This window comes from Geofilum rubicundum JCM 15548, from assembly GCF_000974365.1.
Taxonomy (GTDB): domain Bacteria; phylum Bacteroidota; class Bacteroidia; order Bacteroidales; family Marinilabiliaceae; genus Geofilum; species Geofilum rubicundum.
In genome coordinates, this window is sequence record NZ_BAZW01000049.1 from 1 (window position 1) to 13,459 (window position 13,459).

Annotated in this window: 14 protein-coding genes; 7 read left to right on the plus strand and 7 right to left on the minus strand. The window is 48.8% G+C overall.

Going from position 1 to position 13,459, the window contains the following annotated elements; all coding sequences use genetic code 11:
• Nucleotides 1-38: 38 nt before the first annotated feature.
• The 7 genes from JCM15548_RS16110 to JCM15548_RS16140 form a co-directional block, all read right to left on the minus strand.
• Nucleotides 39-920: a hypothetical protein gene (locus JCM15548_RS16110; protein WP_062127599.1), complete on the minus strand. Its 882-nt coding sequence runs from the start codon at nt 918-920 to the stop codon at nt 39-41.
• Between the two features lie 255 nt (nt 921-1,175).
• Nucleotides 1,176-1,973, minus strand: coding sequence for a hypothetical protein (locus JCM15548_RS16115; protein ID WP_062127602.1), 798 nt, complete (start codon nt 1,971-1,973; stop codon nt 1,176-1,178).
• Nucleotides 1,974-2,017: 44 nt separating this feature from the next.
• Complete coding sequence (locus JCM15548_RS16120; RefSeq protein ID WP_062127603.1) at nt 2,018-2,953, minus strand: MlaD family protein; 936 nt, start codon at nt 2,951-2,953, stop codon at nt 2,018-2,020.
• A 137-nt stretch (nt 2,954-3,090) separates the two neighbouring features.
• Nucleotides 3,091-3,825 (minus strand): ABC transporter ATP-binding protein, encoded by a 735-nt coding sequence (locus JCM15548_RS16125; RefSeq protein ID WP_227625943.1) that lies wholly within the window; start codon nt 3,823-3,825, stop codon nt 3,091-3,093.
• Between the two features lie 2 nt (nt 3,826-3,827).
• Nucleotides 3,828-4,688, minus strand: a complete 861-nt coding sequence (locus tag JCM15548_RS16130) for an MlaE family ABC transporter permease (RefSeq protein ID WP_227625944.1) — start codon at nt 4,686-4,688, stop codon at nt 3,828-3,830.
• 168 nt (nt 4,689-4,856) lie between these two features.
• A complete protein-coding gene (locus JCM15548_RS25745) occupies nt 4,857-5,048 on the minus strand; it encodes an SDR family oxidoreductase (protein ID WP_062127604.1) in 192 nt (63 codons plus the stop codon).
• Nucleotides 5,049-5,097: 49 nt separating this feature from the next.
• A complete protein-coding gene (locus tag JCM15548_RS16140; RefSeq protein ID WP_162198268.1) occupies nt 5,098-5,607 on the minus strand; it encodes an SDR family NAD(P)-dependent oxidoreductase in 510 nt (169 codons plus the stop codon).
• 201 nt (nt 5,608-5,808) lie between these two features.
• Between JCM15548_RS16140 and JCM15548_RS16145 the strand changes: the two genes are divergently transcribed.
• The 7 genes from JCM15548_RS16145 to JCM15548_RS16170 all read left to right on the plus strand — a co-directional run bounded on the left by JCM15548_RS16145 (nt 5,809) and on the right by JCM15548_RS16170 (nt 13,418).
• A complete protein-coding gene (locus tag JCM15548_RS16145) occupies nt 5,809-6,471 on the plus strand; it encodes a DUF5020 family protein (RefSeq protein ID WP_062127606.1) in 663 nt (220 codons plus the stop codon).
• A 20-nt stretch (nt 6,472-6,491) separates the two neighbouring features.
• Nucleotides 6,492-7,301 carry an NCS2 family permease gene (locus JCM15548_RS26640; protein ID WP_262487102.1) on the plus strand — a complete coding sequence of 270 codons (810 nt, stop codon included), beginning with the start codon at nt 6,492-6,494 and terminating at the stop codon, nt 7,299-7,301.
• Nucleotides 7,298-7,783 (plus strand): NCS2 family permease, encoded by a 486-nt coding sequence (locus tag JCM15548_RS26645; RefSeq protein WP_262487103.1) that lies wholly within the window; start codon nt 7,298-7,300, stop codon nt 7,781-7,783. The genes JCM15548_RS26640 and JCM15548_RS26645 overlap by 4 nt, the downstream gene beginning before the upstream one ends.
• Nucleotides 7,784-8,320: 537 nt before the next feature.
• Nucleotides 8,321-10,519 (plus strand): SLBB domain-containing protein, encoded by a 2,199-nt coding sequence (locus JCM15548_RS16155; RefSeq protein WP_062127607.1) that lies wholly within the window; start codon nt 8,321-8,323, stop codon nt 10,517-10,519.
• Nucleotides 10,506-10,778 (plus strand): hypothetical protein, encoded by a 273-nt coding sequence (locus JCM15548_RS16160; protein WP_062127611.1) that lies wholly within the window; start codon nt 10,506-10,508, stop codon nt 10,776-10,778. Before JCM15548_RS16155 ends, JCM15548_RS16160 begins: the two co-directional genes overlap by 14 nt.
• A 23-nt stretch (nt 10,779-10,801) precedes the next feature.
• Nucleotides 10,802-11,944, plus strand: a complete 1,143-nt coding sequence (locus JCM15548_RS16165) for a Wzz/FepE/Etk N-terminal domain-containing protein (RefSeq protein WP_062127613.1) — start codon at nt 10,802-10,804, stop codon at nt 11,942-11,944.
• A 70-nt stretch (nt 11,945-12,014) separates the two neighbouring features.
• A complete protein-coding gene (locus JCM15548_RS16170; protein WP_227625945.1) occupies nt 12,015-13,418 on the plus strand; it encodes a UDP-glucose 6-dehydrogenase in 1,404 nt (467 codons plus the stop codon).
• Nucleotides 13,419-13,459 lie beyond the last annotated feature (41 nt).

Below are 13,459 nucleotides of genomic sequence, written 5' to 3' on the forward strand. Positions count from 1 at the left end.
AGAGGGCATCAGTTAATTCTGGTGTCCTCTTTTTGCGTTTATACCCCACCAACCCTTCCAACCCTCTCAACCCCATCTACCCTTCCTACCCAATCCACCCTTCCTACCCCTCTCTCCCTTTCCCTCCTTTTAACCCATCCTACCCAATCTACCCCATCAACCCTTCTTACCCTTCCCCTACCAACACCCCACCTTCCCCGGCTTCCCAATTTCAAAATCAGGCAGGCCAAAATCAAAACTTTGAAGCGGTTGAACTTTAGTTGATTGTTGTCCAATCCCGGAATAACAGGGTAGTAGGCCAGGGATAGTTGAAAGGTATTCATGGCCAGGTTGTCATTTTTGATGAGCACGCCCAGGCCAATTTTGGAATACAAGCGGCCCGATTGAAGGCCATGGCCTGCATCGCCAATGACACCGAGGGACAGATTGAGGTAGGGGCCAAAGTGGAAGCCGATAAAATCCCAGGGGGCATACGTTTGTGTTTGAGTGGTCAGCAATAGCCGGCTATTGCCTTCTATTATGGGACTGTCGAAAACATCCATGCCATAATCGTCACTCAGGGTCAGCCGGTTGTATCCATAGCGATTAAAGCCGATGGTGAGACCCGGCTTAACAAACTGCCGAAGCTTCCAAGGGCCCCATTCCACCAGTTCTGTGAAATAGTCCAGTCCCACCCTCAGAACACCTTCCTCGGCCTGCCCTTCATGCATGAAGGAACCCAATTCCAGGTTGTAGCTAAAATAGCCCCACGGACGGTATTTGCCTGTTGAAAATTGGGCCCCATAATAGAACATGCCCATTTCGTTTTTCTCCCTATATCCACTTGTGAGCGCAATTATTCTGCCGGTGGCCACATATTCGGTTAAGCCAAAATTGAACAGGTACTTTTCCCGGACATAGCGGCGGGTGGACAGACCCATGGTAGCCAGGTAAAAATTCTCATCTGCAAAATAGCGGTGGGTATCTACCGTTGCCGGCGGCTTTTCGAGGTAGCGGATGCGGTTAAAGCGCAGGGATGTGATCAGTTTGGTTGTTCGGTCGTATTCCGAATCGCTTTTAAAAATGCGCGTCGCCTTACCCGCCCAGAAGTCCTGCGAATTATAGCTGTAAGGCCGGTAAGCACCTTGTCGGGCCGAATCATTTTCCGCTATCTGCGAAATGGCTATTCCCGCACCCTATTCCATAAACGGCGTAATGAAAGGGCGTTCCAGGGCCACACTTCGAACATAGTTGCCGTCCTGAGAGCTGCCATACATCAGCGTGGAATGGATGAAGGTGTTATGGATGTTGGGAATGTGATATTTGGTGGTGAAGTCGTATTCCCCCGAGGGGCGGTTACGAATGATTTCGTTTTGGAAGGAATGACCAAGCCCCAGGAAGTTGTCGTCCCCCAGACGAAAGGACCATAGCTCATCGTTAAAAGTACCACCGGGCAGAATGCTCCATTTATCCAGTTGGCGAATGGATATATCTACCGAGTCGGCATTCTCAGGACCTGCTTTCACCCACAAAGCCACATCTGTCAGGTGCTTGCCGGTACGGACCAGTCGCTCCGACTCCCGAACCAGTAAAGAGTCAAAGACCTGGTCTTCTTTCATCAACAACAGGTGCCGCAGGATGGATTCCCGGGTGGTTATGTGAAAGCGATTACCCAGGGTGGATAAGAAACCGGTGGTGGCAGCGGCTGTATCGCCCAGCGAATAGCCAAAAGGATCGAGGGTGGTGATGTCGATGTTCCGGATAGTTTTCCCTTCAAAAGCACTGTAAGGTGCTTTTGGGGGCCGCACCACCGAGTCGGTCGGGACGGGCGTGGATGCAATGGGTTTATAAAACAGTCGGTACATGAACTGCGTAAACCGGCTGCTGGTCGAATAAGATTCGATGTTCTCGTAACGGGGCTTCTCCTGTGCCAGCGCATAATCATGGTATAGGAATGAAATGCCCAACAGAAGAATCACAGTTTTGAGCCACATCGTTTCTTGTTTTCCAGGGGATCCTATATCAACGTGTTTTTTATTCACTCCTGAGCCGCTTCCTGGTCCGCTTCCTTATCTTCGATTTTCCCTTCGGCCTTTTTCCGGAAATACCTTCGGAACAAGAAATTGTGCTGAAGGGCTTCCATGTTCTCATCCAGCTTTTCCGAACTCTGTTCCAGATTGATTAAAGTCCGGTTGAGCGTGTTCGACACCGTCGTATCCTGTATCAGCATTCCCAGGGTTTCCTCCCCACTGTTAATTTTAGTCATGATTTCCCCCAGGGCCACTGTCGCCGTCTCTGTAGTGGCCACAGTGAGCTGCAGTTTCTCCATGAATTCAAAGAGATTGACCCTGGTCATCTCAATGGTTTCATCAATGCCTTCCGAACTCTTCTTTAAGTTGGCGATGGTCAGATTGATGTTTTCTGCCATGGTGGAATCCTGAATCAAGCGGCCAATCACCCCTTGACCGGTGTTGATATTGACCATGATTTCGGCCAACTGCCTGGTAATAACCTCGGCATCAGCGGATGAGGATTGCAGACTGGCGATAATGGCATCGGTTTCAATGGGCTCAATGGATGATATAATCTGTCCATCCCGGGCCATCGGTGCCTCGAAAGTCCCCTGTGTAACCATGACCACCCGGTCGCCAATAATGCCTTCCGAGGTGATGGTGGCTTCGCTGTCCGACTTGATAAACTGCTGCACATTTTTTCTGATGAGCAGGTCCACCTGCACCGTTGAATCATTGATGATTTTAATGTTATCCACTGTGCCGACATTGATGCCCGAGAAGCGAACGTTGTTGCCCACCTGCAAACCGCTCACGTTAAAGAAATTAGTCGTCACCTTAAAAACCGGGTTGAACAGATTCTGCTGCTTGCCAATGATGAAGATGGCAATGACGAAAATGGTCAGCCCACCCGCTATAAAGAGTCCCAGACGGACTTTGAAATTTTGTGAATGTGTATCCATAGTATATTGAATAAAGTCTAATTATTGCCCATTGTAAAACGGTGTGTTTGGATATTTTTGTCTAGAAGGCGCCACACTAAACAAAAATCATTTAAAAAATGATTTGATCAAGGGATCCGCCGAGGTGTTGAATTCCTCTATGCTCCCTTCCATATAGACTTCCCCGTCTTGCAGCATGATGATGCGGTCGGCCGTTGCTTGGCACATTCAATGTCGTGCGTAATGATGATGGAGGATGTTTTATATTTCGCCTTCACCTCATTGATGAGTTCACTGATTTCATCCGAGGTCACCGGATCCAGTCCGGTGGTCGGTTCATCATAGAGCATGATCATGGGATCCACAATGATGGTGCGGGCCAGACTCACCCTTTTGCGCATGCCGCCCGATAACTCCGAGGGCATTTTGTTTAAGGTTTGGCCCAGTCCTACGTTATCCAGAACTTCTTCCACCTTGGCGTCGATTTCCTTTCGCGAAAGTCCCTTCTTTATTCTTTTCAGCGGAAACTCCAGGTTCTCCTTCACCGTCATGGAATCATACAAGGCACCGCTTTGAAACAGAAAGCCGATTTTCTCACGCATTTCCTCCAGACCTTTATCCGTCAGGTCGTTCACATTCTCTCCAAACACCTTGATTGTTCCCTGATCCGGCGTCAACAAGCGCACAATGCATTTGATCAGAACCGATTTCCCAGAGCCGGATTTTCCCAGCACAACCAGATTCTCCCCATTGTATAGTTTGAGCGATAAATTATTGAGTACGTCAAGGCTCCCGAAGGCCTTAGCGAGATGGTCAATTTCAAGAATGTGTTCCCGATCCATCACCGGATCGGCGCCAGAAGTTTCATTCCCGACCGTCATTATATTATCCATAGTTAAAGCATATCAGTAATCTGTACAGCAATCAAATCGATAAGAATCACAAACAAAGAAGAGAGCACCACCGCAGAAGTCGCCGCTTTTCCCACACTTTCCGTTCCCCGTCCGGCCGTATAGCCCTTATAGCAACCCACCAGTCCAATAGCTGCCCCAAAGAAAATGGTCTTCGCCACGGCAGGCAGTAAATCATCAAAGCCAATGGCTGCAAAAGCCTGAGAGATGAAAAGCACAAAGGGAACATCCCCTTTGATATTCGCGCCCGCCCAACTTCCCAGAATCCCCAGGGCATCGGCATAAAGCACCAGGATAGGAATCATCAGGGTGGCCGCCAGAACCCTCGTTACCACCAGAAAGCGCATGGGGTTGGTCGAAGACACCTCCATGGCGTCAATCTGTTCCGTTACCTTCATTGATCCCAGTTCCGCTCCCATGCCCGAACCAATTCTGCCGGCACAAATAAGCGCTGTGACCACCGGTCCCATCTCCCGGATAATGGACACCGCCACCATGCCGGGCAGCATGGACACCGCACCAAATTCGGCCAGCACCGGTCGCGACTGTATGGTCAGAACCAATCCGATCACCACGCCCGTCACCGAAATGAGCGGAAGTGTTCTGTTACCAATTTGGAAGCACTGACGCAGGAATTCCTTGAATTCAAACTCGCGCGAAAAGGTCTCTTTGAAAGTGTTGAACAGAAACAAGAAAAACTCACCCAATTCTGAAAAGAAGATGGTTGCCAGCTCTTTCTTTTCAATGGTTTTATCGCTCAGCTTTATGGCCTTTTGCTTGACGTTGGGCAGCTTGACATTGGGCAGTTTGACATATTTTTTATAGGCCGGATTTATCTTTCTCACGTAAATAATTAGTTAAAGTTTGGTGCTCAACTTCACGGACTGATGATGCCAAACCCGTTCATTTAAAATCGGGCCTTCTCAAAGGCGCGTGTCTGGTTAAAAACCTGTTTCTTACAATTTACGACGATTAATCCACAATAGATAGAGGGCAGCCCTTAAATCACACTTTTACACACTTGTGCCGCCTTCCAGGTTCACCACCTGTCCGTTCAGAAAGCCTGCCTCATCGCTCAATATCCATACCGCCAGGGAAGCGAAATCCTGCGGCTGTCCCATAGCGCCGGTGGGGATTTTTTCCACAATGGATTTTTTGGCTGCGTTGGTGCTGATCTGGCGCTGCTCACTCAGTTTCTCAAGCAAGCCCTCTACCGTTTGGTCTCATGAAAACCGGGCGCCAGAATATTGAAGGTTATGCCGAGTTGGCCTGCTCCTGGACCAGTGTTTTGACGTAGCCCACCATGGCCATGCGTAAAGAATTGCTCAGACCCAGATTCTCCACTGGTCGGGTCACCGAAGTGCTCTCACTGAATAGCAGACGACCATATTGATTCTCTTTAAACATGGGAAGTAGTTGTTGCGTGAGCTGTACCTTCCACCGAATCACCAATTGGTAGGCCGCATCCCAATCCGCCATAGAAAGTTCCTCCAATCGCCCCGCCGGTGGTCCCCCTGCATTTATAAAAGCCCCCGCCAGAGGGTGGGGCAGCTCGGTCACCAGCTCATCAATGAAAGCCGAATCCGTCAAATCGCCCGTTCGGTAACGGACCAATGAGGGATAGGCATCCTGCAGGGCTTCCAATTCATCGGCCCTTCTGGCCACCAGAAAAACCTTTTCATTGTTGAGTAATATTCTTTGGGCCACCGCGTGACCCAGTCCCGAACTGGCGCCGGTAATAAGATAAGTCTTTGATTGTGACATTGTTTTCATGTTTGGGTTCCTATCATTGATAAACAGTTTCAAATCCAATTGGTTGATAAAAAACTTATTAGATTGATTCTTTTTTAGCCCTTACTGACAAAAATTAATAGCTGCGAATGGATTTTTACTTATTTTTGCGCGCAATTTAACTGTCCAACCTACAAGTTATTATTGTTACTAACTAAAACTAAACGTATTACAATGAAAAAGTTTTCTGCGGTTTTATTATTGGTGTGTGCCTTTGGATTTGTCAGCGCACAGAATTTACAAGTGCATTACGACATGGGGGAAGATCGTAATTATGTGACCACCACCTTCGAAATGTTTAAGCCCGACCAATGGGGAAGTACTTTCATTTTTGTAGATTTTGACTACAATGCCGATTTTGGAAATTCCGTTTCCTTTGCTTACATGGAAATTAGCCGTGCTCTAAAGTTCTGGGATTCTCCATGGGCTGCTCAAATTGAATACAATGGCGGAACCTATATTAATGATGCCTGGTTAACCGGTGCACAATATACATGGAACAACGCTGACTATTCAAAAATCTTCACCTTGCAAGGATTGTTTAAGCACATTAAAGCACCCGAAGGCGGCGATGCACAAAATGGATTTCAATTAACTGGTGTATGGGCGCTTCAGCTGTTGGAAGGTAAAGTTACCTTTTCCGGATTTGCTGATTTCTGGAAGCAAGAGATTGGTTGGGGAGCAAATACTACCGACTATGTATTCCTTACTGAGCCACAGTTGTGGTATAATTTTGGTCAACATTTCTCTGCCGGTACTGAAATTGAATTAGCCAATAATTTTACAGTCGAAGGATTTAAGGTTTGCCCAACCCTCGCCGTTAAATGGAATTTCTAATCGAGCAATAAGCCAACCATATGTTAGATAAATTCTTCAAGTTAAAGGAAAATAAAACCACGGTACGTACCGAGATCATCGCCGGTATTACCACGTTTATGACCATGGCCTATATTCTGGCCGTCAATCCCGGCATCTTGTCGGCCACCGGCATGGACGCCGATGCCGTATTTACCGCCACCGCCTTGTCGGCCGTCGTCGCCACACTGGTGATGGCCCTCTGGGCCAAGTTGCCCTTTGCGCTGGCGCCGGGTATGGGACTGAATGCTTTCTTTGCCTTCACCGTTGTTTTGGCCATGGGTCACAGCTGGCAGTTTGCGCTGACAGCCGTATTCCTGGAAGGTATCATTTTCTTACTATTGACCGCCTTCAACATTCGTGAGGTTATTGTCAATGCCATTCCGATGAACATCAAACACGCCATATCAGCGGGTATTGGTCTGTTCATCGCCTTTATTGGTATGCAGAATGCCGGTTTAATCGTGAAAAGCGACGCCACCATGATCACCCTGGGTAATATGGCCGAACACACCATTTGGATTGCCCTTTTTGGTCTGATTGTTTCCGGCGTCCTGCTGGCGCTTAAAGTCAAAGGCGCTCTGCTCATCGGTATCTTTGCCTCTGCCATCGTCGGTATTCCATTGGGTGTGACCAATCTGCCCACCGGCAGTTGGGTGAGTCTGCCCCCTTCATTGGAGCCCATTTTCTTCAAGTTTGCCTTCAGTGAGATATTCACCACCGACATGCTGGTCGTGCTGATCACCTTCTTGTTTGTGGACTTGTTCGATACTGTTGGCACCCTGGTAGGCGTCGCTTCCAAAGCAATATGATCGACAAGAATGGCAAATTGCCACGCGTCAAGCAGGCCCTTTTTGCCGATGCCGTGGGTACCACCGTCGGTTCCATGTTGGGAACCTCCACCGTTACCACCTATGTGGAAAGCGCCTCCGGCGTCGCCGAAGGCGGCCGCACCGGTCTCACCGCCCTGTCCACCGCGGGTATGTTTGCTTTGGCCCTGTTTTTCGCCCCCATCTTCCTGATGGTGCCCGGCGCAGCCACGGCTCCAGCACTTATTTTGGTCGGTTCCTTTATGTTGTCGCCCATTCTTAAAATCAACTTCGACGACTACACCGAATCCATTCCGGTATTCCTTACCGTTATCATGATGCCCCTGGCCTATAGCATTGCCGAAGGTATCGTATTTGGTATGTTGTCGTATGTTCTGCTCAAATTATTGACGGGCAAACATAAAGAAGTTTCACTGGTGATGTATATTTTGGCGCTGCTCTTCTTAGCGAAGTTTTTCTTCTAATTGGGCTTTCCGCCTTTGAAAAATCGCGTTAAAAAAAAGAAGGGATTCAGCGTAAAAAATCTGCGCTGTTTGAGCGAAGCGAGTTCGCAGATTTTAGGTGAATTACAGGTTTTTTAGCTATTTTTCAGCAGCGGCGGCATTTTTTGATACTTTTTTTTGCTGCAGAAAAAAGTATCAGCCCGTGCGGCTATAGCACAAAAAAAAGAGGGTTTCACATAATTTGTGAAACCCTCTTTCCGTTTTTTCGTTATGGGGGTAACTGTCTTTTTGTGATTTGAACACTTAGACTTTTTGGGTTAAATAGTTGAAAAGCATGGTCTTTGCTTTTTGCGCGGTTCTGAATGCCTTAAAAAGCCTTAACAAGAGGTTTTTTAATTCCTTTTTGGCACTTTTTTTGGCTACATTTGCAGCCCTGAAGGGACTGACAGTGCCGAAGGCGTGAAAAAGTTATAATGTAACTTCTTGATATACAGCACAAGTGGCTAATAATATATAGCTTTGCATCGAAAAATTGACAATCTTAACTTCACCATTCATATGATTAGTAGAAACAATAAAAGTAACCTGAAGGTTCACAAGCTCTTTTATTATCTGTTTCTGGGCTTTCTGATGTTTTTATCCACTGAAGTCTATGCCCAAGGCTTGGGCGACACGGATTTATCCCGTGTCAGGTCGGCCGACATTAGTGATGCCCAACTGAAATCCTTCATCCAGCGCGGAGAAAAAGAGGGAATATCCCATACGCAAGCCATGGAGATGGCCAAAGCCCGTGGTCTATCGCCTTCTGTAGCCGCTCAGTTGATGCAAAGGGCGCAGCAATTACAAACAGAGTCCAACACGCCAACCAATGGTGGCCCCGTGTTAAGAGATGATACTGTGAGCTATCAACCTATTGAACCAATACCGGCTCATGCTTCTGCTGCCACCCAGGACGGACCCATGATTTTTGGACGGTCCTTGTTTCGGGGGGGCGATCAAAGCTTTGAACCTGCCATGAACATCCCCACACCCGTCAATTATGTATTGGGACCCGGCGACGAGCTCGTGGTCGATATCTGGGGGGCTACCAGCAATCTGCATCAATTGGAAGTTGGTCCGGAAGGCACCGTTACCATTGATAACCTTGGACCCATTTATGTGCATGGTCTGACCATTGAGGAGGCCGACCGTCGCATTATAGAAAATTTGAAACAACTGTACCGTGGACTACGTCCCGGAGAAGCTGGTCAGAATACCTTCGCGCGGGTGAGTCTGGGCCGCGTTCGTAGCATTCAGGTGACGGTTATCGGCGAAGTAGAGACCCCCGGCACCTATACCGTCTCTTCCCTGGCCACCGTATTTAATGCTTTATATAAAGCGGGTGGACCCAACCGCATTGGTTCCTTCCGTCAGGTAGAGATCATACGCAACAATACCATTCTGAAAACACTCGATATTTATGATTTGTTGTTACGGGGCGACCAGACCAACAATGTAAGCCTGCAAGATCAGGATGTGATTCGGGTGGCTACCATACAGAACCGGGTAGAGGTGAGTGGACAGGTCCGTCGACCCGGCCTCTACGAGATAACTGATGAGGAGACGCTGGCACAATTGATTGAATTCACAGGAGATTATACCGATGAGGCCTATACCGGACAAGTCCGGGTTAAGCGAAATACCGAGAAGGAATTTAAAATGCTCACCGTTGAGCAATCCGATTTCAACAACTTTCCACTCTATAATGGGGACGTTATTGAAGTCGATCGCATATTGGACCGTTTTGCCAATAGGGTAAGCATCAGCGGTGCCGTATGGCGCCCTGGTGATTTTGAACTGACCGAAGGCATGATGCTCTCTGAGCTAATCGCCATGGCGGATGGCGTCAAGCCGGATGTGTTCCGGTCGCGCGCCGTGATCAACCGTCTCACCGAAAATTTCGACTACAGCATTGTTTCCTTCAATGTCGATCAGGTGCTAAATAGTCCAGACAGTTACGATATCCAACTTCAGCCCGAAGATCAGGTCATCATAAAAAGCATTCACGAAATGCGCGAAGAGATGACCGTGTCCCTGGGTGGCGAAGTCAGGGAAAGAGGCCGTTACCAGTACCGACAGGGAATGACCCTCGAAGATCTGATTTTGATGGCCGATGGCTTTTTGAGCTCGGCCTCTGAAGCCAGAATTGAAGTCAACCGACGCATTTTGGGTGAAGCCTTGCCCGACCAAAGAGGCTCTGAATTGGCCGAAATCTTTGTCTTTGGGGTGGAAAGAGACTTGTCGCTGGCCGGTTCAGCCAAGCGCTTTGAATTGAAGCCCTTCGATCAGGTGTATGTTCGGGCGCGACCCGACTACCACGTACAGGATAAAATTCGCATTGAGGGACAAGTCATGTTTCCCGGTGAATATACCCTGAGCGACCGCAATGAGCGTATTTCTGATTTAATCCGACGGGCCGGGGGATTGACCGACGAGGCTTACGCCAAGGGCGCCACCATGTTGCGTTCGCACAAGCAGCTGGAGCGCGTGGACACCGACGTTGAGCTGGGTGCTCATTTGGTGATCGATAAAGAGGGCGATGTACAGAATTTCATCGGCATCAATATGCCGGAGATCATAAAAAATCCCGGTACGATGATGATCTTTTCCTGCGCCCCGGTGATGTGGTACGCATTCCTACCGAATTGCAGACCGTCCGGGTGTCCGGCGGCGTACTGCGCGATTCTGAAATCCGTTACGACAAATGGAAGCGCATGAAATACTATGTGGATGGTTCTGGCGGCTATGCCAGAATGCCCGCCGACGAAAAGCCTATGTGGTCTATGCCAACGGTGATGTGGAAACCCGCAACAACTTTCTGTTTTTTAGTGCCTCTCCGAAAATTGAGCCAGGCGCAGAGATCGTAGTGCCGCAAAAAATCGAACGACCCCCTATGACGCCCGGCGAACGCATCACCATATTAAGTTCCGTGGTATCCATGGCCGCCGTTGTCATCACCGCCATGTCCCGTTTCTAGTCCAGTAATTTATTTTTGATACAATGACTCAGACAACTCAAGACCCCGTTACCGATAAAGCATCGACTCCCCCCATCATCCAGGACGATGAAATTGATTTGGTCGCCTTGATGCTCCATATCTGGAACGGCCGCTGGCTGATATTAAAAGTGATTGGTGTATTTGTCGTTTTGGGACTCGTAGTGGCCTTCACCAGTCCAGAAAAATACACCTCTACCGTTAAACTCATTCCTGAGAGCAATAAAAGCAGTAGTTTGGGTGCCTTGGGAGGTCTGGCCTCCCAGTTTGGCCTGGGTAATTTATCGGCACAAGTGGAGGATGGTGGCATCCCCACCGACTATTATCCGGAAATCATTCAAAGCGTCCCGTTTTTGCAAATGCTGATGCAGTACGAGACCAGCTTCCCCGAAGTGGGAAGGTTGAGTCTCCATACCTATTATACAGAGCATCGGGAAACATCCCTGTTGTCCTACATCACCAAATACACCATTGGTCTGCCCTTCGTTGTAATTAATGCCCTGAAAGGTGAGACAGAAGAAGTGGTGCAGACGGTAGACGGCGAAAGCAAGGTGGTTCGCTTGACCCAAGAAGAACGTGAAACGTTGGAATGGCTTGGAAACAGCATTACCTTTGAAATGGGCAAGCAAACCGGTATGATCACCGTTACCGTAGAGATGCCCACCGCCAGCCTCTCCGCAGAAGTGGCCAACCGCGTCTCAGAGCTGTTGTCGGAATACGTTATCAGCTACAAGACCGATAAAGTACGTGAAGACCTTGAGTTTGTAGAAGAGCGCTACGCTGAAGCTTCTGACCGTTTCGAAGCGGCCCAGGAAACCCTGGCCCGGTACCGGGATGGCAGTCACGGACAACTCACCGCCTTGGCCCAGACCCACGAACAGCGCTTGCAAAGCGAGTACGATTTGGCCTTCAATGTGTATAATACCTTGGCCCGTCAGCTCGAACAAAGCAAACTCAAGCTACAGGAAGAAACCCCCGTCGTCAAAATCATACAACCCGCCGTCGTCCCCGATGAGAAGAGTGCTCCCAAAAAGAAGATGATTTTGATCGTCTCTGTATTTCTTGGGGGATTTTTAGGGCTGGGACTGTTGTTTGGGCGAATGATATGGGGGAATATGAAAGTGCAGTTTGCAGCATACAAAGAATAGCTTTATTATATACCAGTACTCAACCTTCTTGCATTCTCTTCCTTGATTGCAAGAGATATTATTTAGCATTATGACAGCACCAATTGCAATAAAAAGTATAGCCTGCATAGGCGCAGGTTACGTAGGTGGCCCCACCATGGCCGTCATCGCCCAAAAATGCCCCGGTATCAAAGTCACCGTTGTGGATATGAACGAGCAGCGCATAGCCGCCTGGAACGATCCCAATTTAGATAATTTACCCATCTACGAGCCGGGACTCAAGGAAGTCGTGGCCGAAGCACGTGGCCGAAACCTCTTTTTCAGCACCGATGTGGAGGACGCCATTGATGCCGCCGAGATGGTCTTCATTTCTGTGAACACCCCCACCAAAACCTACGGTATCGGCAAAGGCATGGCCGCTGATTTAAAATATGTAGAACTGTGCGCCCGTCAAATTGCCCGGGTGGCCAAGAGCGATAAGATTGTGGTCGAGAAATCAACCTTGCCTGTTCGTACCGCCCAGTCCATCCGCACCATCCTCAACGCCGAAGGCAAAGACCTGAATTTTCAGGTACTGTCCAACCCTGAATTTCTGGCAGAAGGCACCGCCGTGCAAGATTTGCATAAGCCCGACCGCGTACTGATAGGTGGGGGACAGGATGAAGCCGGACAGCGTGCCCTGAACGCCTTAGCCGACATCTACGCCGGATGGGTCGATCGCGATCGCATCCTGACCACCAATGTTTGGTCGTCTGAGCTTTCCAAACTCACCGCCAACGCCTTTTTGGCCCAGCGCGTCTCCTCCATCAATGCCATTTCCGCCCTGTGCGAAAAAAGCGGCGCAGATGTCGATGAAATCGCCAGAGCCATCGGCATGGACAGTCGCATAGGCCCCAAATTTCTGAAATCCTCCGTCGGTTTCGGCGGTTCCTGCTTCCAGAAAGACATCCTGAACCTCGTTTATATCGCTCAGAGTTATGGCCTCACTGAAGTCGCCGACTACTGGGAACAAGTCATCAAAATGAACGACTACCAGAAGCGCCGATTCGCCGAAAACATCGTTCAAAAACTCTTCAACACCGTCAGCGGCAAAAAAATCGCCATGCTCGGCTGGGCCTTCAAAAAAGACACCAACGACACCCGCGAATCAGCCGCTATCTACGTGGCAGACTACCTCCTTAACGAACAAGCCGAATTATGGGTGTACGACCCCAAAGTCAAAGCCGAACAGATATACGCCGACCTGGATTACCTCAACACCCGTTCAGAGGATGAAAACCGTCGTTTGGTGAAAGTTGTCAACGATCCTTACGAGGCTATGGACGATGCACATGCTGTTGCTGTGTTGACTGAGTGGGACGAGTTTAAAACCTATGATTGGCAAAAGGTTTTTGAGGGTATGAAGAAGCCGGCGTTTGTTTTTGATGGGCGGAATGTTAGTAATGGCAGAATGCTCGGGACCATTGGATTCCATTACCAAGGAATCGGCAAGTAGGACAAATTTACAAGCATCTTCTTTTTGAATTTTTGGATATG

Excerpts from the sequence above, each read along its gene's own strand:
- JCM15548_RS16110 (WP_062127599.1), bottom strand. The coding sequence starts at position 920 with ATGGGTCTGTCCACCCGCCGCTATGTCCGGGAAAAGTACCTGTTCAAT.
- JCM15548_RS16115 (WP_062127602.1), bottom strand. The coding sequence starts at position 1,973 with ATGTGGCTCAAAACTGTGATTCTTCTGTTGGGCATTTCATTCCTATAC.
- JCM15548_RS16120 (WP_062127603.1), bottom strand. The coding sequence starts at position 2,953 with ATGGATACACATTCACAAAATTTCAAAGTCCGTCTGGGACTCTTTATA.
- JCM15548_RS16125 (WP_227625943.1), bottom strand. The coding sequence starts at position 3,825 with ATGGATAATATAATGACGGTCGGGAATGAAACTTCTGGCGCCGATCCG.
- JCM15548_RS16140 (WP_162198268.1), bottom strand. The coding sequence starts at position 5,607 with ATGTCACAATCAAAGACTTATCTTATTACCGGCGCCAGTTCGGGACTG.
- JCM15548_RS16145 (WP_062127606.1), top strand. The coding sequence starts at position 5,809 with ATGAAAAAGTTTTCTGCGGTTTTATTATTGGTGTGTGCCTTTGGATTT.
- JCM15548_RS26640 (WP_262487102.1), top strand. The coding sequence starts at position 6,492 with ATGTTAGATAAATTCTTCAAGTTAAAGGAAAATAAAACCACGGTACGT.
- JCM15548_RS26645 (WP_262487103.1), top strand. The coding sequence starts at position 7,298 with ATGATCGACAAGAATGGCAAATTGCCACGCGTCAAGCAGGCCCTTTTT.
- JCM15548_RS16155 (WP_062127607.1), top strand. The coding sequence starts at position 8,321 with ATGATTAGTAGAAACAATAAAAGTAACCTGAAGGTTCACAAGCTCTTT.
- JCM15548_RS16160 (WP_062127611.1), top strand. The coding sequence starts at position 10,506 with ATGGAAGCGCATGAAATACTATGTGGATGGTTCTGGCGGCTATGCCAG.
- JCM15548_RS16165 (WP_062127613.1), top strand. The coding sequence starts at position 10,802 with ATGACTCAGACAACTCAAGACCCCGTTACCGATAAAGCATCGACTCCC.
- JCM15548_RS16170 (WP_227625945.1), top strand. The coding sequence starts at position 12,015 with ATGACAGCACCAATTGCAATAAAAAGTATAGCCTGCATAGGCGCAGGT.